Source organism: Paenibacillus sp. J22P90 (assembly GCF_059692195.1).
On the sequence record NZ_JCAUAY010000005.1, the window covers coordinates 48,113 to 72,498 of the forward strand.

The window sequence follows — 24,386 nt, forward strand, 5'->3', positions numbered from 1 at the left end:
AATGACATTAAACGCGAAAGAAATTGCCAGCTATATCGACCATACGTTATTGAAAGCAGATGCAAGCACAGCTGCGATTCACAAGTTGTGTGAGGAGGCTGCGCAGCACCAATTTTTCAGTGTGTGTGTGAATTCACAGTTCGTGGCGACGGCGGCTAAAGCGTTGGAAGGCACGGGCGTAAAGGTTGCGGCTGTCGTTGGTTTTCCGCTTGGGGCGAGCTTGAGTGAAGTGAAAGCATTCGAAGCGGCTAAAGCAGTGGAAAATGGCGCTGCAGAAATCGATACCGTATTGCCGATCGGTTTGTTAATGGAAGGACAACTGGATGCGGTTCGTTCCGATATTAAGCAAGTCGTGGATGCTGTCCAAGGTAAAGCTATCGTTAAAGTCATCATGGAAACAGGCTTCCTTACGGATGAGCAAAAAGCTGTTGCTTGCCGCCTATCGGAAGAAGCGGGCGCTCATTTTGTGAAAACATCCACAGGCTTCGGTCCTGGTGGAGCTACTGTAGAAGACGTTCGTTTGATGCGCCAAAACGTATCCAGCACGATCGGTGTTAAAGCTTCTGGCGGTGTTCGCGATGCAGAAACGGCGCTTAAGATGATTGAAGCAGGTGCAACGAGATTGGGTACGAGTTCAGGTGTTGCTATTGTGAGCGGAACTCAAGGCGCTTCCACGTACTAAGATAACAGAGAGGCAAAGCGACTAGCGAACCTACGATGTTGAAAATAGTTTGAGAACGGGCAATCTGTGAAGCGGCGTCATCAGCAAGTAGAGCTGAAAGACTGACGAGCACATGGATAAAAGGGTAGAAGAGGATCGCGCCTCCGACGTTCAACAGTACATGCGACCAGGCGACGTATCGTCCAGCGCGGGAGGAGCTCATGCCTGCGATCAAGGCGGTGACGCAGGTGCCTACGTTGGCGCCTATCGTGATCGCAACCCCGAGCTCGACGGGGATGGCCCCCGTGGCGGCGAGGCCCATCGCCATCGCGATGACCGCCGCGCTGCTGTGCACGAGCGCGGTCACGGCTGCGCCTGCGAGGATGCCCCAGAGCAGGCTGGCTTGCGCCTGGTGCACGAACCAGGCGAATAGACCTCGGGACTGCAGCGCGGGCCCGATGGTTTGCATGATCTCGATGCCGAGCAGCACGAGAGAGAAGCCAGACACCGCGAGCGATCCGTAGCGGACGCTGCGCAGCCATTGGGGGCCGCCAGCCTTAGGCAGCGGCCCGGCGAGCCAGCTTGCCAGCCAGACGCTGGCGCTGGCGATCAAGATCGGCACGCCGATGCCACCCAAGCTGAGCCCGATCAGCTCAGTAGTGAGGCACGTGCCGATATTGGTTCCGAGAATCACGCCTAGTGTTCTGGGGAAGGACAGGACGCCAGCGCCGACGAGGCCGATGGCGATGACCGTGATCGCGGTGCTGCTCTGCAGCGCCGCTGTTAGTACGGTGCCGGTGATGAGGCCGCGCACCGGTGTGCGGGTGAACCGCTCCAGCCATAGCTGGAGGCTGGGGCCAGCCCAGGTTTGAAGCGAGGTTTCCATGAGCTTCATTCCGAGCAGGAATAAGATAAAGCCTGTGGCAACAGGCAAAATAATCGCATGAATCATGAGAAGGTTCTCCTTTTCGTGAGTGAATAACGTTTTCAACCAATATATGTGACCGTACAGACGAGCATGACAAGCCAGATGATGTAGGTGAACGGTTTCACGCAAAGGATGGCTATTAATATGGCAGCAGTATTTTTACATAAGAAACGCAAACCCCGCTTGGAGCAAGGGCATCCATGGGTGTATAAGAGTGAAATTGAGCGCACGGATGGGGACATTGTCCCTGGTCAGCTGGTCTCGGTTCAGAACCATCTGGGGAAGTATTTGGCTACGGGATATTATAACGAGGCGTCCCAGCTAACGGTTCGTATTGTATCGTATAGCCCGCTTGAGGCGATGACGACAGACTTTTTCGTCGAACGATTTACACGATGTTTCCTTCATCGTCAGCGCTTTGTGAAAGGCGCACAGTCTTATCGCTTGGTGTATGGGGAAGCTGATTTTCTGCCAGGACTCATTGTGGATAAATTCGAGAACACGCTTGTTGTTCAGCTTTTGACCTTGGGAATGGACCTCTGCAGAGAAAGTATTGTGGAAGCACTGGTTCAAGTCATGAAGCCAGCAGGGATCTATGAGCGAAGTGACGTTTCGATCCGTGAACTGGAAGGTTTAAAGCAAACGAAAGGCCTTTTATATGGAGACTGCGCAAAGCATGTTGATATCTTGGAAAATGGCCTTCGGATCCGCGTAGATATTGAGGAAGGTCAGAAAACGGGCTACTTCTTCGACCAACGTGAAAATCGTGCAGCGATCGAGCCATTGATGACAGGGTGGGGGCACCGGAGCGGCATCAATCTGACCGAAATCGAAGAGAATGGCGTAACGCAGATGCTTCCTGTGAACGCAAATGGCAAGGTAGTGACGTTCCCGCTCTGGGATGGTGCCTCTGTGCTGGAGTGCTTCTCGCATACGGGAAGCTTCACGTTAAACGCATGTAAATTCGGCGCTAAAAAAGTAACCTGTCTCGATATTTCCGAGCATGCGATTGAAAGCGCACGTACGAACGTCGCTTTGAACGGTTTCGAGGATCGCGTTGAATTCGTTGTTGCGGATGCTTTTGAGTATTTGCGAACGCAAGTGAAAGGCTTGGATGAGCGCAAGCTTCGCTCTGCAGCAGGTGCTGCTGGTCAAGCTAAGATCGACACCTCAAAGCCAGTTGGTACAGGTGGTCGGACTTGGGACGTTGTAATTTTGGATCCTCCTGCCTTCGCGAAAACGAAAAGTGCGGTTGAAGGGGCATGCCGCGGCTATAAAGATATCAATTTGCACGGCATGAAGCTTGTGAATGAGGGAGGCTATCTCGTTACTGCGAGCTGTTCCTATCACATGCATCCGGAGCTGTTCCTTGAAACGATTCATGCGGCGGCAACAGATGCGGGTAAATTACTCCGCTTAATTGAATTCCGCGGTGCAGGGATGGATCACCCGCGTATTCTAGGCGTAGATGAGGGGCATTATTTAAAATTTGCGATATTTGAAGTGCGCAGCAAATAAATAGTGAGTTTTCTTGAAAAAGAGCAAAGCTGGAGTTTTTCTGGCTTTGCTTTTTTTGTGCTGTGAAGAAGCCTTTCCGTATTTCATTTTCCATGTTACAATAATAGAATATATGTTCGTATTACTATTATTAAGTAAGTCCCCAAGAACCCCCTCCATCATCTACCACACCGACTCAGCACCAAAAATATGCTAGAATAGAGAGATAGAATACGAGAATTGCTTATGAAGCAAGCTTTCCGACGGAAAGTGTTAGGAGGCCCTGAATGTCCATTCGATTCGTGATTGGTAGAGCCGGGAGCGGCAAGAGTGAACACTGTTTGACGGAAATGAAAAAGCAGCTAGCTATAGCGCCAGAAGGAGATCCTTTAATTCTGCTTGTCCCTGAACAAGCCACATTTCAAGCGGAGCATGCGTTGGTTTCAGATCCAAGCATTCGCGGGATGATTCGCGCGCAAGTACTAAGCTTTCACCGCTTAGCTTGGCGTGTGATGCAAGAAGAAGGCGGCACGGCAAGACTGCCTATTGATGATACAGGTAAGAAACTGCTGTTAACGAGCATTTTACATAAATACAAGAGTAAGCTTCGTCTTTTCGGACACTCGGCCGAGCAAATGGGCTTCGTAGATCGGCTTAACCAGCTTTTTACAGAGATGAAACGCTATTGTGTGACCGCTGATCAGCTGGAGGCTCATGAGAACAAGCGTGTGACGAATCTAGGTGAGCACGGCTTATTGCGCGATAAAATGCACGATATTCATTTGGTGTATCGCCAGTTTGAGATGGAGCTTGCCAAGCAGTACTTGGATGGCGAGGATTACTTGACGCTGCTGGCAGAGCAGGTAGCAAGCTCCGGTTATTTGCGTTCCGCTTCGATTTGGATAGATGGGTTTCACGGCTTTACGCCGCAAGAATTCAAGGTGCTTGGTGCTTTGTTTGCGGCTTGTAAGCAAGTGACGATTACGCTGTGTCTGGATCGCGAGCTGCAGGCGGGGGATACACCGGATGAACTGGATTTATTCCATCCTACTGCTACGACGATGGTTCGCTTGCAGGAGATGATTTGGCAGCTTGGCCTAGACGCCGCTGAAGTGATTCAGCTTGCACCAGATCGTTATCCACGCTATGAAGATAGTCCAGCGCTTGCGTATTTAGAGCACAATTTTGACCGGCGAATTGGCGGGGGAGCAGCTAAATACAAGGCTTCCGCTGGAGAAAAGATAGGTGATCAGCTCGTCATTCGGGAAGCTGTTCATCGCCGTGCTGAGGTTGAAGGCGCTGTGCGTGACATGCTGCATTTAGTTCGAGAGCAGGGTGTGCGATGGCGTGAAATTGCCGTTATGGTACGGAATATGGAAGGCTATCAAGATCTGTTAAACATGGTGCTTACGGATCATGAAATCCCTCATTTTTTCGATCAAAAGAGGTCGGTACTTCATCATCCACTCGTGGAATTTATTCGGTCTGCCCTAGAAGTAGTTCAGCATAATTGGCATTACGATGCCGTATTTCGTTGTATTAAGACCGATTTATTGCTTCCTCTCGATGCGACTTCGTCAAGGACGGATCTTGATAAATTAGAAAATTATGTGTTAGCCTTCGGTATTCAAGGGTATCGATGGACGGATGGAAAGCCATGGACGTATCAATTTCGTGTCAATTTGGAGCAAGCGGAACAAGAGAGTCAGGCACAAAATGTGGAGCTTCAAGCGTTAAATGCTAGCAAAGCTTTAGTTGTACGTCCATTGTTAGCGCTAGCCAATCGTCTGGCACAGGCCCGTACGGTTAAAAGTCAGGTTGAAGCGGTGTATGAGCTTTTGGTCACGGTTCAAGCTCCAGAGAAGCTGGAAGCATGGACTCAGCAAGCCACACGTGACGGCAAGCCGGAAAAGGCTCGTGAACATGGTCAAATGTGGAACAGTGTCATGGATATGCTGGATCAATTAGTTGAAACCATGGGCGATGATGAACTCTCTTTGGAGCTATTCAACGGCCTTATAGAAACAGGAATGGAAAGCATGAAGCTAGGCTTAGTTCCGCCTTCCATGGATCAATTGCTGATCGGAAGTATGGACCGGACTCGCTCTAGCGGGATTCGCTATGCTTACATTTTAGGTGTGAATGACGGGGTTATTCCTGCGCAGATGGCGGAAAAAGGTGTCCTGACCGAAGCAGAGCGAAGTGTGCTCATGGATTCAGGATTGCCAATGGCTGATGGAAGCCGGCGGAAGCTGCTCGACGAGCAATTTATCGTCTACACGTCGTTGACGGTTCCTGGCAAGCGTCTTTGGATGAGTTATCCTTTAGCGGATGAAGAAGGGAAATCGTTGTTGCCTTCGGAGTTGATCAGACAGATGAGGCAGCTGTTTCCAGGCACGGAAGATTCGCTGCTTCTGGCAGAACCGTCCGTGGAGTCACCGGAAAGTGAGCAAGCGTCATATTTATCGCATCCATCACAAACGATTTCCTATTTGGCTGTTCGGATGAAACATTGGATGTTGGGTGGACGTATGTCAGAGTTGTGGTGGGATACGTACAATTGGTACACAGAGCAACCCGCTTGGCAATTGAAACTGCAAGCACTCGTTAAGGCTTTAGAATATACGAACAAAGAAAAGGGACTTTCCTCGAAAACGAGCAAAATGTTATATGGTGAGCATTTGCGCGCCAGTGTTTCACGTATGGAGAAGTATGTGGCGTGTCCATTCTCTCACTTCGTCTCGCATGGTTTGCGCCTGCAAGAGCGTCGTGTATATCGCTTGGATGCCCCAGATATTGGACAATTGTTCCACGCTGCCTTAAATCAATTCGTTCAGAAGTTGCAGCAGGATCAGCTGGATTGGGGTTCACTTACGGCTGATCAATGTATGGAAAGATCCGCACAAGTAGTGGACGAGCTTGCACCTAGACTTCAAGGTGAGATTCTGTTGAGCTCGAGTCGCTATGCGTATATTGCAAGAAAACTGAAGCAAGTGGTTGGCAGGGCTGCCGTTATTCTCGGTGAACATGCCAAGCATGGTCAATTTCAGCCACTTGGGCTGGAGATTGATTTTGGACCAGGCAAGGATTTGCCTTCCCTGACATTTGAGCTGGATAACGGCTGTACGATGGAGATTATCGGTCGTATTGACCGTGTGGATCGCGCGGATGGCGAGCAGGGTGTGCTTTTACGCGTAATTGATTATAAATCCAGTCAAACTGCTCTGCAGCTTTCGGAAGTGTATTATGGATTATCTCTGCAAATGCTGACGTACTTGGACGTTATTCTTACGCATGCAGAGACTTGGCTAGGTGTAGAAGCTAAGCCGGCAGGTGTGCTTTATTTCCATGTGCATAACCCGATGCTCCAGCAGAAAAATGCGATTGATCCTGCTTCTGTCGAGAAAGAGCTTCGTAAACGTTTTAAAATGAAAGGCTTGGTTACAGCAGAGGCTGAGGTAGCCGTATTAATGGATGATGATCTTATTCATAACCCAGGACCTTCACAACGCATTCCTGTAGGATTGAAGAAGGATGGAAGTTTCTACTCCGCTTCGTCGGTAGCGACGGACGAGCAGTGGGATACGCTTCGGACCTATGTACGCAAACAAGTGAAACAAATTGGAACGAACATCACAGATGGTCATGTGGATATTGCTCCTTATCGTCTAGGGAAAAAGTCCGCCTGCCAGCATTGTTCGTACACCTCCATTTGTCAAATAGATCCCTTATTCGAAGGGAATGAGATACAAGTCTTTCGACCTCGTGCGAAGGATCAAGTATGGACGGAGCTGGCCGCGCAGGTAAGCGGGCCGTAAAGGTAGAAAGGAGCATACAAGGTGACACAACAGCAAGAACCTAAACCCCTCGGTAGTACATGGACGGATGATCAATGGGATGCCATCACCCTCAAGGGTCAAAATATGTTGGTTGCCGCGGCTGCCGGCTCTGGTAAAACGGCTGTTCTCGTTGAACGCATCATTCGCCGGATCTCCAATGAGTGGGAACCGATTGATGTGGATCGATTACTTGTTGCCACGTTTACTAAGGCGGCAGCATCAGAAATGAAGCATCGGATTCGAGAAGCACTTGAGAAAGAACTGATGAAACAGCCTCATTCGCAGCATTTGCGTAAACAGCTTGCGCTAATGGGGAAGGCATCGATCACTACGCTGCATTCTTTTTGTTTAGAGGTCGTACAGCGATATTTTAGTCTTATTCAATTAGACCCTGGATTTCGAATTGCAAATGAAACGGAAGCTGATTTGCTCCGTCAAGATCTGCTAGGCGAGATGCTGGAACAATATTATGCGGCTAGTGAAGAAGGGAGCGCTTTTTGGCGCTTGGTGGATTCCTTCAGCGGTGAACGCAACGATAGCGCGATTATGTCGCTCATACAGAAGCTGTATGATGTATCTCGCAGTCATCCTTGGCCAGAGCACTGGTTAAGAGGGACAGCTTCGATGTTCGGTCCGCCGGCAAAGCAAGCTAAGCAAGAGAATGCGGATGAGTTACCCGTGGAATTGGAAGAAGCACTGCCTTATGTTGCCGCGGCATCAGCACCTGTGGATTATTCGCTATGGGAACAAAGCTTAGTTCGGGATCTATCCCTCGAGCTTGAAGGGGCAGCGGATTTGTTAGGACAAGCCTTGGGTATCGCAGAATCCCCGGGAGGACCTGCGCCATATATCGAGAATTTACGTGATGATTTATTACTTGTGCAGAATTTACTAGAAACAACCACTTATCCTTGGTCCGTTTTGTATCTTGGTTTTCAAACAGTCGAGTTCGGTAAGCTGAAAGCCTGCAAAGGCGATGATTATGACAAAGGGCTGCAAGATGATGTCAAAGAGCTTCGAAACAAAGCGAAGGAACAAATTAACAAATTAAAAGAAGAATTGTTCGGTCGCACGCCAGAGCAGTTTCATCAAGAAATTGCAGATATGGCTCCATTGCTGCATGTCCTCGTTGATCTTATCGTTGATTTCGGTCAGCGGTATCAAGCGGCTAAAGCAGCGAAGGGATTGATTGACTTTGCCGATTTGGAGCATTACTGCTTACAAATTCTAAGTGCTCCTGGTTCCATGCCTGGTGAATTGTATCCTTCAGAAGCGGCGCAAGCGTATCGGAAACAATTTGCCGAAGTGCTGCTGGATGAATATCAGGATACGAATCGTGTTCAAGAAGCGATTGTGGAGTTGATTTCCACTTCAAAGCCTGGTAATCGGTTCATGGTCGGCGACGTGAAACAAAGTATTTATCGGTTTCGTTTGGCAGAGCCAGGCCTGTTCTTAGAAAAATACAAAGCGTATCGATCCAAGACTGAGGCAGCTTTAGATGGTGAAATGACCGGCGGCAGAATTGACTTGGCGAGAAATTTCCGCAGTCGTCTTCAAGTCGTCGATGCGGTAAACTTTGTTTTTAAACAAATGATGAATGAAACCGTCGGAGAAATTGCTTACGATGAGCGAGCGGAATTGGTATATGGAGCGGGTTACCCGCCTTCCGTATCGGATTGTTCTGTAGAGATGCTGGTGATTGACCGTGGGAAAGATGGAGCGGATAAAAGCGAAGCTTTCACGGAAGAATCCGAAGAAGGTGGAGAGGATATCCATGCTGAGGGTGCTGAAGGCGCGATGGATCCCGTCTTGGAAGCAGAAGAGCTGGAAACCGCACAGCTAGAAGCGCGTACGATTGCTCGTCAGATCAGGAGCTTACTAGGGGATCAGCAACCGTTTCAAGTATTTGATAAAAGAACGGGTGGCGATCGTCCAGCAACCTACAGGGATATCGTGATTTTACTGCGTGCAACCCAAGCGTGGTCTCCAATCATAATTGATGAGCTTAAAAAGCAGGGAATTCCCGCGTATGCTGAGCTTAGCACTGGCTATTTCTCGGCGACAGAAGTGGAGACGATGCTTTCCCTTTTGAAGGTCATCGACAATCCGTATCAAGACGTACCATTGGCGGCTGTTTTGCGTTCTCCGATGGTGGGACTAACCGCAGAGCATTTAGCGCAAATTCGTGCTGCGGATAAATCCGTAGCTTTCTATGAGTCTGTTTTACGTGCTGCTGGGCAAGATTTACAGAATGTGAACGATGAGCTGTCAAGCAAATTGACGCAATTTCTGGGACAATTGGAGCAATGGCGGAATGACGCTAGACAAGGCTCGTTAGCCGATTTGATATGGAGCATTTTTAGACAGACCGGCTATTATGATTTCGCTGGCGGTTTGCCTGGTGGTATGCAAAGACAAGCTAACTTAAGAGCTTTATATGATAGAGCTAGACAATACGAGAGTACTTCGCTACGTGGATTATTCCGCTTCTTACGGTTTATTGAACGGATGAAAGAAAGCGGAGGCGATCTAGGAACTGCACGTGCGCTGGGTGAACAGGAAGATGTCGTTCGTATTATGTCCATTCACAAAAGTAAGGGCTTGGAATTTCCAGTAGTTTTTGTGGCTGGCATGGCGAAGATGTTTAACCAACGAGATTTGAATGATGCGTTCTTACTGCATAAAGAGCTGGGCTTTGGACCGCGTTATGTAGATACGACGTTACGTGTCAGTTTCCCGACGTTGCCTTCTCTTGCGATTAAAAAAAGGTTGAAGCTAGAGCTTCTAGCTGAGGAAATGCGCGTCTTATATGTCGCACTCACGAGAGCGCGCGAGAAATTGTACTTGCTTGGCACGGTGAAATCGCTGGACAAGCTTCTGCGTGGTTGGGCTCGTCATTTATCAAGAGAGACGTGGTATTTGCCTGATTTTGAATTAGCGAAAGCAAAGAGCTATCTGGACTGGGTAGGACCTGCTTTGCTTCGTCATCCCGATGCTGCTTTGTGGCGTGAGCGCCTCGGCATTAGCGATAATTCTTCTGACATTCGATTACTGCGTGATTCTTCGCAATGGAAGCTCACCGTGATTACGCCAGAAAGCTTACAGACGCCAGATGTCCTAGAAGATGAGGTTGTGGAGCCGGAAAACGATCGGTTCATGGCAATTCAGCAGCGGGAAGCTGTCACCACGTCAGGAGAATGGAAAGACGCTTTAGAGGAGCGGCTGTCCTGGACATACACATTTCCAGATGCGCCGAAGCATTTTGCTAAAACGACGGTTTCGGAAATGAAACGGTTATCTGAGCTTAACCGAATTGTGGACGAGTTCGAATCGCCAATTCCAATGGAGTTATCCTCCAATGAGGAATCTAAGCCAACAGCTAGTCAGCCAGCGGCAACGATTTGGCGAAGACCGAGATTCATGGAAGCGAAAAAGCTAACGGCAGCGGAGAAAGGAACCGTTGTTCATGCTGTTATGCAAAATATGTCTCTAGCAGAAGCACCTACTGAAGCAAGTATTCAGTCCACGCTTCAAGAGATGTTGGACAAACAAACGATGACACAAGATCAACGTGATGTGGTCGACATTCCCGTTATTTTGAAGTTTTTCGATACGCAGGTCGGTATGCGGATGATTCAATCACGCAATGTGCAGCGAGAGGTGCCATTTAGTTATGGATTGCCTGCTGGTGAGGTTTATTCTGAGGCGGATCCATCCACACTCGGTGAGACTGTGCTCATTCAAGGGGTTATAGATTGTCTATTTGAAGATGAGTTAGGACTCGTTCTCGTTGATTATAAAACAGATGCCGTTAGAGGAAGCACAGATGCCGAGCTGCAGCTTCGCTATGAAAAGCAAATAGGCTTGTATGCGCGTGCTGTTGAACACATTTGGAAGCGTCCGGTGCATGGGAAGTTCCTCTATTTCTTTGATGGTGCCAAATTGGTAGAGATGTAAGAAAACACTTGAACCGAGACACAAGGTGCGGAGTTCAGAAAGGAGATGAGACATGCGTATTTTACACACAGCCGATTGGCATTTTGGACGCGCCTTGGAGGGGCGCAGCCGAATGGAGGAGCAAATCGCTTTCATGGATGAGCTCGTGGGCATTGTGGAGGATCAGGCGATCGATCTGGTGTTGATTGCTGGAGATATTTATGACAGCGTGAATCCTCCTGCTGCGGCAGAGCAGTTGTTCTATGAAGGCATAGCAAGGCTAGCAGATGGCGGTAAAAGGCAAGTGGCGATTATTTCGGGTAATCATGATCATCCGGATCGCTTAGCAGCGTCTGGCCCGCTGGCGGCTACGCAAGGCATTACCTTGATTGGTCTGCCGGTTCAAGACATTCAATCAATCGGAATAGCTAGAACAGGTGAGCTTGCGAGATTAATCACGTTGCCGTACCCTTCGGAATCTCGATTAAAAGAATTACTTTCCGAGGTTGCCGAGGAAGAGGTACTTCGCAGCAAATATTCGGAGCGGGTAGGTGCGCTGATTCGTAAGCAGGCAGCTTCATTTGAGCCTAGTACCGTTAACTTAATTATGAGTCATCTCTATGTACTAGGCGGGCATGAAACGGAATCCGAACGACCGATCCAAGTTGGTGGAGCGTATACGGTGGATACGACAGCTTTGACTGCTGGTGCACAGTATGTAGCACTCGGGCATTTGCACCGTCCGCAAAATGTGAAGGCAAGTTCTCCCATTCGATATAGCGGATCACCCCTTGCATATAGCTTCTCGGAAGCGGGTCAAGCCAAATCCGTTACCATTCTTGATCTTGCGCCAGGACAATTGGCTGAACCTCAGGAGATCTTCTTGACATCAGGACGCCCGTTGGTGAGCTGGAAGGCGAAGGAAGGCATTGGACAGGTGCACCAATGGCTAGAAGAAAAGCGGGATAACACGGCATGGATTGATTTGGAGATCACGATGACTTCCGCCATGTCCATTGAACAAATCCAATCGCTGCGCAAAGCCTACGAAGGTTTCATTCATATCCGTCCCATCTATCCAGAAATGGAAGCTGTTCGTACGTCGATGCCGAAGGCAGCTTTTTCAATGGAGGAACATTTTACACGTTTCTATGCGCGTCAAACGGGAGGCGCACAGCCTGAGCCTGCATTAGTTCAGTTATTTTTGGAACTGCTGCAAGAGAAGGAGCTTGGAGATGCGTCCGGCGAATAACATCTGTTTTCCCCAACGAGTGCTTGTGGATAACTTTGAGATAGAAGAGAAAGGGGGAGCGTAAAGATGCGTCCACTACAGTTACAGATGTCCGGTCTGCAAAGCTATCGTGAGCTGCAAACCATCGATTTTAGCCAGCTCATTGATGCTGGTGTGTTTGGAATTTTTGGTCCAACGGGAAGCGGGAAATCATCGATTTTAGATGCGATAACCCTTTCTTTGTATGGCAAAGTAGAACGTGCGAGCGGCGGTACGCAAGCGATTATGAATCATGCGGAGCAAACGCTGTTTGTTTCTTTTACATTTGAGCTGACCAATGCAACGAGCACAGAACGTTATCGGGTTGAGCGGCAATTCAAGCGTGGGGCTGAGATGTCCATTAACGGTACTATCTCTCGCTTCTTACATATTCGTGATGACGAAACGATCGTGCTTGCGGATAAGGCGGGCGAAGTCAATCAGCAGGTACAACATATTCTGGGGCTATCGATGCAGGACTTTACGAGAGCGGTCGTTTTGCCGCAAGGGAAGTTTGCTGAGTTTCTAACGTTGACGGGTAAAGATCGTAGACAAATGCTGCAGCGGCTGTTCCATCTTGAAACCTACGGGGACCACTTGAGTGCTAAGGTCAGCTCCAAAGTAAAGGAAACGGACAGCACTGTTAAACAGCTTGCTGCTGAGCAGCAGGGGCTAGGCGATGCGTCTTCATCGGCCTTAGAGGAAGCTAATAACAGGCTGCAAGAGGCGGAACAAGAAGCGGTTCGTAGTCGTGATCATTTGGAGCGGCAAGAGAAGCGCTATGAGGAGCATAAGCAAGTTTTCCAATGGATCAAGGAATCAGAAACACTCCAGCAAGAGCAGCTCAAACATCGGGAGCAAGAGGGACAGATTGCTGAAAAAGAACAGCAGCTCAAGTTTGCGGAACAAGCGGAGCGCGTTATTCCATATGTGGAGCAGCATAGGTTAGCTGTTAATGAGGTGCAATCTAGCCAAGTGCTGCTTGACACGGCAACGAAATCTCAAGTGGTTGCTGAAGCTGCATATCAGCAAGCGACACTAGCGTTTGATAAAGCGCAGCAGGAGTTGGCTGTTCAGGAAGGGCCGCTCATGCTCCGCTTGGATCAGTTGGAGCAAGCGCTTGTTATTGAGCGGGAGCTGGAGCAAGTACAGTCTCAAATTCAAACGGCACAAACACAAGAAGCGGGAGTTAAATCAGCATTACAAAGTCTGCAGGCGGACATTGCTAAATCGAATGAAACGAAGCAAAAAGCTGTGGCGAAACAAACAGAGCTTAAAGCACAATTAAAGCTGGTAGAAACGGATGCCACGAAGAGACAATGGCTGCAAAACGCCGTACACGCGAAAAAAGATATTCTCCTCCTTCAGACTCAAGAACAGGAAGCGAAGAAAAACAAAGATGACAAAGCAAGTGCTTCTACAGCTGTTGAACATGTACGAGGCTTGATCCTGGAGAAACAGAGAGTTCTCCATGGAAAGCTTGGAAGTTGGCTGACTGCTTATGCGGCGTGTAAGGGTCATATACAGAGACATGATGTTTTTTTTGCGAAATTGCTGACCGGCCTGCAAGTGTGGTTGGACGAGCAGCGTAAGCAATTGAAACATCAAGAACGCCATGCCTTGGCGGCAGTATTGGCTGCTGAACTGGAATTGGGAGAAGCTTGTCCTGTGTGCGGTGCGACGGAGCATCCGGCTCTTCATGAAAACAATGAGGCCTCATTGCGTACGGTCGATACAAATTCGTCTGAAGGCTTACTGCATCAGGTCGAGCCATTATTACAGCAAGTGAAAGAACGACAATTTCAAGGTATGCAAGCACTCCGCAAAATGGCCGATTTGCAAAAGCAGGGGGCAGAATTGGATTTCCCAGCTGACGTTATAGGCAAGCAGTCTAAGGACTATGTGGGTATAGCGTTATCCCGGCAGGAAGCAGCTGCAGGTCTAGAACGGGGAGCTCAAGAAGATAAAGTGCTGAGTAGAGATCATGCTGCTATGAATCTGGCAGATTGGCAGAAGCAATGGCAACTATTGGAGTCTGACTTTCAAACTCTTATGACTCAAGTGGAAGAATATGAGAGAGGTTTTCAAATTCTAAACAAAGAACATGCCCAGCTAACTCAACAAGAGCTTGTCTTACAGGCCCAAACACAGGCTGCTGCTCAATCGCTCGTAGAAGCACAGAGCAAGTTTACGAGCATAAGCAAATCCGTTGAAGATAAGGTTCGTCAATGGCAGCTAGACTATGAGGGGTTAATGTGGGATGAGGTAGATGATCATCTTCATCAGCTTCTTGAACGAGAGCGGTTAGCGGATGAACTGCGCGGACGTATTGAGAAAAGCGTTCCGTTTCTCGAGGAGCTAATCGCGGGCCTTGAGCGTCTTCAGCTTGCAGCGCAAGAGCAGGATCGGACAGCCTTGCAGCTCCATGAGCGGCTGCAAGGGCTTTCGCAGCTCGCCGCCGACAAGTCGCGGCAGCTCGCACAGCGCGCGCCTGGCGCGGCGGTGCCGCAGCTCATCGCGGAGGCGACCTCCGCGCTAGCGCAGCTGCGACAGCTCGCGCAGCAAACCAAGCTCGCGCACGCTGCTGCGCAGCGCGAGCAGTCCCTGGCGGCGCAGCGCTACAGCGCCGCCGCCGAAGCCGCTGCCGCTGCCGCGCGGCAGCTGGCGCAGACCGAGCGCGCGCTAGCCAGCGCGCTCGAGAAAGGCGGCTTCGCGTCGCGCGAAGCCGTAGAGGCCGCGGCGCTAGCGCCTGAGCAGCGCCGCGGTTGGGCACAGCTCGCGGCGGAGCACCGCGAGCAGGAGCAGGCGCTGCGCGCCCAGCTGGCGCAGCTGGCAGCGAAGCTGCAGGGCCGCGTGCTGAGCGCGGCCGAGTGGGCGCAGTCGCAGGCGCAGCTGAGCGACGCGAAGGCTGGCGCCGAGGCCGCGCTGGAGGCGCGGGCCAAGGCGGCGCAGGGCGCCAGCGAGCTCGCTGCGCGGCACTCGCGCTGGTGCGAGCTCGAAGCGCAGCGCGCGGAGCAGGCGACGCAGCTGGAGCGGCTTGGTAAGCTGCAAGCCGTGCTCAAAGCCAATGCCTTCGTTGAGTACCTAGCCGAAGAGCAGTTAATGCAAGTAAGTCGCGCGGCATCCGAGCGACTTGGTGAGTTGACGCGTCGACGGTACGGTATTGAAGTCGACTCTGGCGGTGGCTTCGTCATTCGTGATGACGCGAATGGCGGGGTGAAGCGTCCGGTTGGCACACTTTCCGGCGGGGAAACCTTCCTTACTTCGTTAGCTTTGGCATTAGCCTTATCAGCTCAGATACAGCTAAAAGGCGAGTATCCATTGGAGTTTTTCTTCCTGGATGAGGGCTTTGGTACACTTGACCAGGAATTACTGGATATGGTCATTGGCGCTTTAGAGAAACTGCATACGGATCGACTAGCGGTAGGTGTCATCTCTCACGTTCCCGAGCTGCGTGCTCGACTCGTTCGCAAATTAATCGTCCATCCCGCGGAGCCATCAGGCCGTGGAAGTCGCATTTCAGTTGAAGAAATATAAAGCAGTTATTTATCACATTATCTCGAAGGAAAGGCTAATGACGAACACTACGTCATTAGCCTTTTTTATTAGATCCGTCATTAGCCTCTTTTGTCCGATATTTCCGAACTAAATCCGGGAATTCACTCGGAAAATCATGAATAGTTCGATTCTACCGAATTAAATGCTCACTTTTCGCAGGAGGGGGGTGAATGTGGTGATTTAGTTCGGCAAATCCTGACTAATTGAGGTTTGTTGCTGCTGACAATGGATTTAGTTCGTCAATTCCGAACTAAATAAAAATTTTCCTCATTTCCCTATCCTCTCTAGGTAAAGTTATCAAGCCTTTCCGTACAAGTTGGCATACACTGCACCAACATGACGAAAAGGGGAATGTGCATGGCATCATTTCATGAAGCACTGAAACATAAGAATCGACTTTCGCCTGTATTGTTGAAGAGGGCAGAGGTTATGGCGGTCGGCGTCGGATATGCAGATCCCAAGAAGCCAACAGCGGGAGCAAGCGTCATCGTATATACTCATCAAAAAATCATGCCATCCGGACTTAACAACCTCAAAAGTGTCGCCTCCAAATTAGGTTCATCCGTGCCGGTTCGCTTTCTCTCCTCGAATTCTTTCAAGGCGCATGTGTTGACAGCTACTAAGCCGAAAGCTTATAAAGCTGCGTCATTTAATAATCGCTATCGCCCAGTGCCAGGCGGCGTGAGTATTGGTAAAACCAATCCCGCTTCTACAGGGACAGCGGGTTTAATTGTAACTAAAAACAATCAGCTTTACATCCTAAGCAACAACCATGTACTGATCAGAAATAACTCCTCTGCCTTCTCGAAAACGGTACAACCAGGGCCTGCTGATGGCGGAGCGACAGGGACGGATCGAGTTGGTAAGGCGTATCAATTTGTGCCGTTACGTCCAAGTGAAGTGAATTTCCAAGATTCGTCAATCGCCTTACCGACCTCAAACGGCATCTTGAATCCACGGTACTTGCGCAGCGCCTCGGGCCAATTGATTACAGTCCCAGGGCATCTCCGCAGCTATCCTGTCGGGCTTCAAGTATATAAATCTGGACGTACCACAGGCTTCGTCAGAGGAACCGTGGAGTCAAACAATGTGGATGTGCGTGTATCGTATGGGGGGAGCCTTGGCACATTGCTATTCCGCAATCAGACTGTAGTCGTTGGCAATAACGGCCCTGTTTCTCTCCCTGGAGATTCCGGTTCTGTTTGGCTTCGTGCAAGTGACCGCTATGCGGTTGCGCTCAATTTTGCAGGTCCACCGGATGGTTCTCGCTCGATTTGTAACCCGATCGGTGTCGTTATGTCTTCTTATGGTGTGCGTACAGCAATCCCGGCAGCAGGCGGTACATTTAAGGCAGGTAAAATCAAAGGAACAGCGCTAATTGGCGATGCTTCGTATGTGCAACCGTTGACTGAGCTGCAGCGGAAGCGGACGAGAGCGATTTTAGTGAAACCGCATAAATAATCATGTGTGTATTTATAATCGGAATGCCAAGGCATTCCATTACATAATCAGATCGACGCATTGCCTTTTACATTTTCCATCAATTTTTCGCGAAGCCCTCACCGACTAGCAATCCCTACCTGTGGACGGATCACCTGACCCTCAAGCGCCACATCGTAAGAAATCGATTGTAAAAAAGCTAATTGCTTTTCTACGTAAGCTTCGCCTTTAGCGATAATTTGATTTTTTTCAATGTAAAATGGTTGAAATGACATCTCGATTTTGCCTTCATTAAGTTTCAAATGGAGAAGACCTGTATCTGCTTTTGGCCCTGTTACATAGTCAGGGAAGAGAAAATTCCCGATGGAATAGGCGATGGGCTTCCCCTTGTAATACTCAAAACCTTGAAGCACATGCACATGGCTACCTACGATAGCATCTGCGCCTGCATCGATCATTTGCTTTGCAAATTCTCGCTGCCAAGGCTCTGGGCGGTTGTTCATCTCAACTCCCCAATGCAGGTAGACGAGAACATAGTCAGCATCCTGACGTTCACGTGCAATAGCATCGAGTACGGGCTTCCGATCATACGCTTGTGCAATACCGGGTTTATTCGGTCCTGCGAACCAGTCTCCAGTAGGGATAAAGCGAGAGAAGGCGAGGAATTTCACCTTTTTCCCCTTCAAGGTCACACTCTTTGCTCGGTAAGCTTCTTGTGTATTCAGACCGCCACCTACATAAAGCAGGCCTGCCTTATCCAGATGGGTAAGGGTGTCGAGAAATCCTTTCTGCAAGAAATCCATGGAGTGATTGTTGGCGACAGAAACCATGTCAAAGCCGGCATTTTTCAGGCCGATAAGTGATTCAGGATTAGATTTGAAATTATAAATCTGGTTCGTATCCAGATCATTCTCGAGGGTAACAGCGGTTTCGAGATTGACAAATGAGTAGTCAGCCTGTTCAATTTCAGATTTAATATGTTTAAAAGGAAAATCAGGACCATTCCGCTTGATCGCCTCTTTCACGGACCAATCGAACATGGCATCACCGGCATATAGAATGTGTAGTGGTTCTTGCAATTCTTTCGGCACAGTAGTGGGTTGTACATATACGACACTTGGGGACGCGTTAACTTCATTTGTAGGTATCACAGGGATATCTTGATGTTCATTTGCTTCAAGTAACGACGCCGTCGTTGGGAGTGGTTCTAAGGTTTGTGAAGTATTTAACTGTTGATTGGGTTGATCATTTCTAGCATCTATAGAAATTGCTGCCTCTTCAAATAGTGATGGATGAAGCATCGTCTCGCAACCGACGACAAGAAGGCTTAGGCATGCTGCTAGGAGAAAACTGGAGCTTTTATTTTTCATTCGGGACAAACCCTTCCGTCATACTTTTTTCTATATTTTAACAATTATGAATTGCAGAAGGCCTCGAACTGTCGTGTTGAAATCTCGGGATTTTTCTTAATATCGTTAGCGAATGGGGGTGGTTTTGTCATTTTTTTGAATTATGTGCTACTTTTTATGTCTCATAACGTATTTAATACATGCGAATATATGACAACACCATGAAAGGGAGTTTGTTTGTATTGAAAATGAGTAAACGAATAGGAATTTTATCACTGGCAGTTGGTATTCTTGCAGCTGGCATTGCACAATCCCCCGCACCCGTACGAGCGGATGTGGTTTGGGATCATTGGACACAAGCGGATTCGCTGCAAGCATCAGGCAATTCCAAAGCTGCCGTTCCGCATTGGCAATTTCTCGCTGATCATTATGCAAGCAATGGGGATTGGGAGAATGCAGCGCTGTTCAGTGGAAAATTAGATGCGTATTTTGACGAGATCGGTGATTATGACCAAGCGATTCATTATTATGAGCAGGAAAATCAATACTGGTTGAACGCAGGCAGGGATTGGGGAGCTGTGAAATTGCAGCGTGCTGATCAAATTCGGACAACCGTTGAATTGTATCGTGAAGATAAAAACGAGGATGTTGTGCAGCAACTTACGAAACCTCACGGTTCACAACTTGCAAAGTTCGAACCTGCCTATGGTACATATTTAGGGATTTATTCGGAGCAAGATCCGAAAGTCGGTAATGTGTTCACAAAAACTCAATCCGTTTATGGCAAAAAGCATGCGATTTACTTAGCCTATTCCTCTTGGGGCAAAAGCTTTCCGTCTTCCTATGTAAAACGAGCGAAAGATGCTGGCGGCGCTTTACAAATTGCTTGGGAACCGCTTGAGGGGCTTGATCCTGTTATCGATGGCGCATATTTGCGACAATGGGCTAAGGAAGCGAAAGCAGCTGGAATTCCAATCTTTTTACGTTTTGCTGGCGAGATGAATGGCGCTTGGGTGAAATGGCACGGGAATCCTGCGGAGTATATTGCGAAGTTTAGAATGCTTCATGATGTATTTGCTGCTGAAGCGCCGAACGTGGCTATGGTTTGGAGTCCGGGGGATGTGCCTGCTAATGATATCGATCCCTACTATCCTGGTGACGCGTATGTAGACTGGGTTGGCGTGAGCTTGTACATTGAGCCGTATGAAAACGGGGATACCTCACTTCCTTCGATGCTTGCAACAAGTAACGTAGAAAGACTGACGCGATTGTATAACACCTACTCAGATCGTAAGCCATTGATGCTTAGTGAGACGGGAGTGCCACACTACTCGCATTCTGCAAGTGAAGATTACACAGAGTGGGCTAAGCTAAATCTACAACGGTTGTATGAAATCATGCCGTACAAATATCCAAGACTTAAGGCAATTACCTACTTTAATGTGGATCAGCAAATGAACAATGCGAAGAACGACTATTCACTATCGACTTCATCTGAAATCCAAAGCTACTACAGTAAATTAATTGCAAATCCATATTTACTTTCAGAAGTTAAAGATGCAGCTAAGCCTGCAAACCAAGTAGGTTATGTGCCTATTAATGCGGATCATCAAGCCTTCACGAAGCAAACGCGGGTCATTCCGTTTATCAAAATACCTGAAGTGTACATTGGCAAGGTTGAATATTTGTTGAATGGACGGGTCATTGCCTCCCAAACGAGTCTTCCTTATGGCTTAGACCTTAAAGCTGGCGATGTGCCAGAAGGTTCTGTGTTACAGCTCCGCATCCTGAATAAATCTGGCCAGCAAGTTGCGCTGCGAACCTTTGGTATCTCCTCACAAGTTTCTGTTGCGATCAATGGGAACGAGCAGAAATTTGAACAAGCACCTGTCATTGTAAATGGATCGACATTTACGCCGCTTCGTGCCATTTTCGAAGCCATGGGGGCTAAGGTGGATTATGATGCGGCTACGAGATCCGTTACAGCAACCAAAGGGAGCACTACCGTAAAGCTGACACTTGATCAAAGCACTGTTTATGTAAATGGGAAAGCAATCCAACTGGAAGAACCAGCTAGACTTGTAAATGGGTATACACTTGCTCCTGCTAGATTTGTAGGAGAAGCCTTTGGCGGCATCGTCAACTGGGATGGCACTAGCCGAACGGTAACCATCGTAACGAAATAAGCCTTAATTAACAAAAAGCTGCTTCAATTTCTGACGATAAGTCAGATCTTGAGCAGCTTTTATGCATGTTATTTTAAGCTAACACTAAACATTCTGCAGCGCTTGTTCAACCTCTTGCACAATGGATAATGCTGCACTTCGTGCACTAGAGAATGCGCGTTCTGCTAACTCGCCTTTGCCTGTGCAGCCGTCGCCGCAGAAGTAGAATGGAATGTTTTCCACGCGAGTTGGTAAAAGACGATTGGTTGAAACATTCTTCACGCTGGAAACCATTGCTTTCTTCGATACACGTTTAACTGCAGTGACATCACGCCAGCCTGGATAGTGTTGATCGAAAAGGGCTTCCATTTGAGAGGTTTTATTATCCAAATAAGCTTTACGATCCTCATCGCTTTCGAAGTTGTCACTTAGATATGCGATGCCTTGAAGCAATTGACCGCCATCTGGCACTAACGTATGGTCTGTTGCTGAAACATCGCTGATGAACAGCTTATTGTCCATATCGCTGATGTAACTGAATGGTCTAGCGACGACGCGGCTTAACCCGATGTCGTAAACCATGACCTCAGTAGCCGTATTGGATTCATACGGTGCAAGGAATGGCTCCCATGCCGTACCTTTCAGCAGCTTAACGACTTGCTGTACTGGCATAGCAAAGATCACTTTATCAAACGCCATTTCGCGTGTTTTCGTTTTTAAAACAAACTTGCGATCCTCATAGCGAAGTCCATCGACACCTTCTTGAAGCGCGAGTTCCCATTTTCCGGAGGTGGACATCTTCTGTTTCAATTGATTCGTGATCACAGCCCAGCTGCCTAACACATAGTTCACAGGTTTGCTGGAGAGGAACAAGTTGTGGTAATACTCGCTGATCACAGCGCCGGATACGTTTCGAGCATCCTCAGGCGTAATGAAGAAGTTAGAGCACACCAAGTGCTCCCATAGCTCTTTTACATCCTCGTCGGCATTGGATTCAGCCAGATAATCAGCTAAAGTAGCGTAGTTTTTAATATTGTGAATATTTGCGATAATGGCAGCAATTTCACCGACGAACCGAACTTTTTGAATTGTGCTCAGCAAATCCGTTTTCAACAGGTTTATGGCATCTAGCGGAGCAGTAGTAAGCTGATTATGCTTGGCATAGACCACTTTACGCTTATCTACTTGCTTGGAGGAGAATGAGAGTCCAAGTTCACGTTCCATCGTAGTCAATGTATGGCGATCAATCCCATAAATGGCATGGGCACCGTAATTGAGCGTGAAACCCGCTTTCTCATACGTAAATGCTCGGCCTCCGAGCTGCGGACTGCGCTCAAACAAGATCCCTTCCACATGTGGATTTTCAGATAAATAAGCGGCTGCTGTTAATCCAGCAAGTCCTCCGCCGATAATGGCTACTTTCATACGTTTTTCCTCCTTGGGGACTGGTTCTACCTGCAGGGATGCGGTTGGTTCTACGGAACGAAGACCTACCCAAAGCCAGGCTAAGTTATTTTTCATCATGGAGAGCAGGTCGGCATCATCTTGATTGCACCAGGTTCGGATCGTGCCTGCATACATGCAAACGAGCAGTTCAATCTTTTTTGGCTCCGGGAGCCAGTGCAGCAAGCTTTCGGTCAATACCTTCAATTGCTGAAGTTCTTCCAATTTAACCGTATCATTTTGAAGTGAAAGTGCCTGCAAGCTGCGAACTAATCTAGGTGAGAACTGAATATTGGACGCTAAGTCTAAAAAAAGACGATTAATATGTCCCTCTAATGATTGGACCTTGGATGGGGGTTGTTTGACCCAGTCCTGAATCAATTGAATTTGCTTGCTGTATAACGCGGAAATGATGGCATCCTTACTTTTGAAATAATGATAAAAGGTTCCTTTGGATGTCGAGGTAGCCGCGATAATATCATCGACAGAGACATTCTCGTAGCCTTTTTCCATAAACATCGCTAAGGCGACTTCCATCATCACATCGCGTTTTTTGCGGGTCGAGGCTCTCATGAATTGACTCATCCGCTCACTCCATTCAGACGATCAGTTTACCTTTATTATATGCGTAAATAGACTAACAGTCTACTAGTGAATTGACCGCCGTCTAATATCGCCTTTAGGATTAAATAATCTAAATTATTCTTTCCCGTGTGGGCCGCATAAGTTAAGTATATACTTCACATTAGAACAACCTTGAGAGGATGAATCATTGACTTGAATAAAGCAGATTTAGGATGGCATGTATTTTTTGAAAAAGCTTTTGAACCGTATCTTAACGAAGAAGGATTCGTTGCTGGCCGCGTCTCCTTAGAACATAAGCATATGTATCGCGTTCAAACGGAAGCTGGCGAAATGTTAGCTGAAGTTTCTGGCAAAATGCGTCACCAAGCGTTACGTCGTGAGGATTACCCTGCCGTTGGTGATTGGGTTGTAGTCTCGCTAAGGGAGGATCAGCGTGCTGTTATCCATGCGGTGCTTCCTCGACGAAGTAAGTTTTCCCGTAAAGTGGCTGGTCAAGTCACCGAAGAGCAAATTGTTGCGACAAATGTAGACACCGTTTTTCTGGTAAATGCGTTGAATCAAGATTTTAATGTTCGCCGAATCGAGCGATATTTGGTGCTAGCATGGGAAAGCGGAGCAAATCCTGTCATCGTATTAAGCAAGGCTGACCTATGCGACAATCCAGATGAACTCGCGGCTGAAGTTGCGAATGTTGCGATTGGTGTACCCATCCATATTATTAGCTCGGCTGAGAATCGGGGATTAGATGAACTTGCAGGCTATATGACTCGCGGTCAAACAGTCGCCCTCTTAGGTTCTTCAGGTGTTGGAAAATCAACCTTAGTGAACCGTATTTATGGCCGAGATATTTTGAACACAGGAGACATCCGGTCTGGTGATGATAAAGGGAAGCACACAACAACCCACCGTGAAATGATTCTGCTGCCCGATGGCGGCATTTTAATCGATACACCTGGTATGAGGGAGCTTCAGCTTTGGAGCGCCTCAGAGGGGCTAAGCACGTCTTTTCAGGATGTGGAGGAATTAGCTGAGCAATGCTTCTTCCAAGATTGCAAGCATGAGAATGAACCGAAGTGTGCGGTTAAAGCAGGGTTAGATTCGGGTGTGTTAGCCGTGGAGCGTTTCCAAAGTTATGTGAAATTGCAAAAGGAATTAGCTTATTTAGCTCGAAAAGAGGACAAAGGGCTACAAGCTGCAGAAAAAGCAAAATGGAAGAAGATCCATCAATCTCTCAAAAGTCAACCTCATCGCTAATTCCGATAAGATTTGGATTGGATTTTTTGATGGCTTTCCGATAAACTTATAGTTAAGTAGCATAACAATGTCGGGAGGACGAAGGGATCCATGAGTGATTGTATTTTTTGTAAAATCATTGCGGGGGAGTTACCCTCTAAGAAAGTCTACGAGGATGATCAGATTCTAGCATTTCATGATATTCAGCCTGCCGCGCCGATTCATGTCCTTATTATTCCGAAGAAACACTTTGCTTCGTTAGCAGCAGGAGAGTCAGAAGATTGGGCTCTCGTTGGGCAGATGCAGCGTGTTGCTGCGCAAATTGCTAGAGAGCTAGAGGTAGAAGAATCCGGCTATCGTGTAATCACGAACATTGGTGCAAACGCAGGTCAGATTGTTCATCATTTGCATTATCATCTGATGGCAGGTGCTAGATTGGCACCGCTTGGTGTGCATAACTAATGTTTCCTAGTAGGAAACAT

At 48.2% G+C, this 24,386-nt stretch carries 13 protein-coding genes; 10 read left to right on the forward strand and 3 right to left on the reverse strand.

Translation table 11 applies throughout. The features are described 5' to 3' along the window. Nucleotide 1: 1 nt before the first annotated feature. Nucleotides 2-682, forward strand: coding sequence for a deoxyribose-phosphate aldolase (gene deoC / locus AC58UX_RS17560; protein WP_497254987.1), 681 nt, complete (start codon nucleotides 2-4; stop codon nucleotides 680-682). On the opposite strand, the gene AC58UX_RS17565 is transcribed toward deoC, so the two are convergent. After that, nucleotides 645-1,613, reverse strand: a complete 969-nt coding sequence (locus AC58UX_RS17565) for a Na/Pi cotransporter family protein (protein ID WP_497254989.1) — start codon at nucleotides 1,611-1,613, stop codon at nucleotides 645-647. The genes deoC and AC58UX_RS17565 overlap by 38 nt on opposite strands. A 120-nt stretch (nucleotides 1,614-1,733) precedes the next feature. Between AC58UX_RS17565 and AC58UX_RS17570 the strand changes: the two genes are divergently transcribed. From AC58UX_RS17570 to AC58UX_RS17595, 6 genes are all read left to right on the forward strand, one after another. Next, nucleotides 1,734-3,107 (forward strand): class I SAM-dependent rRNA methyltransferase, encoded by a 1,374-nt coding sequence (locus tag AC58UX_RS17570; RefSeq protein WP_497254991.1) that lies wholly within the window; start codon nucleotides 1,734-1,736, stop codon nucleotides 3,105-3,107. 266 nt (nucleotides 3,108-3,373) lie between these two features. Continuing rightward, nucleotides 3,374-6,904 (forward strand): helicase-exonuclease AddAB subunit AddB, encoded by a 3,531-nt coding sequence (gene addB / locus AC58UX_RS17575; protein WP_497254993.1) that lies wholly within the window; start codon nucleotides 3,374-3,376, stop codon nucleotides 6,902-6,904. A 21-nt stretch (nucleotides 6,905-6,925) separates the two neighbouring features. Beyond that, complete coding sequence (addA, locus tag AC58UX_RS17580) at nucleotides 6,926-10,882, forward strand: helicase-exonuclease AddAB subunit AddA (protein WP_497254995.1); 3,957 nt, start codon at nucleotides 6,926-6,928, stop codon at nucleotides 10,880-10,882. A 52-nt stretch (nucleotides 10,883-10,934) separates the two neighbouring features. Then, entirely contained in the window at nucleotides 10,935-12,113 is a 1,179-nt protein-coding gene (locus tag AC58UX_RS17585; protein ID WP_497254997.1) for an exonuclease SbcCD subunit D, read from the forward strand. 66 nt (nucleotides 12,114-12,179) lie between these two features. After that, nucleotides 12,180-15,668, forward strand: a complete 3,489-nt coding sequence (locus AC58UX_RS17590; protein WP_497254999.1) for an AAA family ATPase — start codon at nucleotides 12,180-12,182, stop codon at nucleotides 15,666-15,668. A gap of 378 nt (nucleotides 15,669-16,046) precedes the next feature. After that, nucleotides 16,047-17,150, forward strand: a complete 1,104-nt coding sequence (locus tag AC58UX_RS17595) for a chymotrypsin family serine protease (protein WP_497255001.1) — start codon at nucleotides 16,047-16,049, stop codon at nucleotides 17,148-17,150. Nucleotides 17,151-17,248: 98 nt separating this feature from the next. On the opposite strand, the gene AC58UX_RS17600 is transcribed toward AC58UX_RS17595, so the two are convergent. Continuing rightward, a complete protein-coding gene (locus AC58UX_RS17600) occupies nucleotides 17,249-18,499 on the reverse strand; it encodes a CapA family protein (protein WP_497255003.1) in 1,251 nt (416 codons plus the stop codon). Nucleotides 18,500-18,726: 227 nt separating this feature from the next. Here AC58UX_RS17600 and AC58UX_RS17605 point away from each other — a divergent pair, with 227 nt between their 5' ends. Then, nucleotides 18,727-20,664, forward strand: a complete 1,938-nt coding sequence (locus AC58UX_RS17605) for a stalk domain-containing protein (RefSeq protein ID WP_497255005.1) — start codon at nucleotides 18,727-18,729, stop codon at nucleotides 20,662-20,664. An 84-nt stretch (nucleotides 20,665-20,748) separates the two neighbouring features. Here the strand turns inward: AC58UX_RS17605 and AC58UX_RS17610 are convergent, their stop codons facing one another. Beyond that, entirely contained in the window at nucleotides 20,749-22,659 is a 1,911-nt protein-coding gene (locus AC58UX_RS17610; RefSeq protein ID WP_497255007.1) for an FAD-dependent oxidoreductase, read from the reverse strand. Nucleotides 22,660-22,863: 204 nt separating this feature from the next. Between AC58UX_RS17610 and rsgA the strand changes: the two genes are divergently transcribed. After that, nucleotides 22,864-23,925 (forward strand): ribosome small subunit-dependent GTPase A, encoded by a 1,062-nt coding sequence (gene rsgA, locus AC58UX_RS17615; protein WP_497255009.1) that lies wholly within the window; start codon nucleotides 22,864-22,866, stop codon nucleotides 23,923-23,925. Nucleotides 23,926-24,015: 90 nt separating this feature from the next. Further along, entirely contained in the window at nucleotides 24,016-24,366 is a 351-nt protein-coding gene (locus AC58UX_RS17620; protein WP_497255011.1) for a histidine triad nucleotide-binding protein, read from the forward strand. Nucleotides 24,367-24,386: the final 20 nt, after the last annotated feature.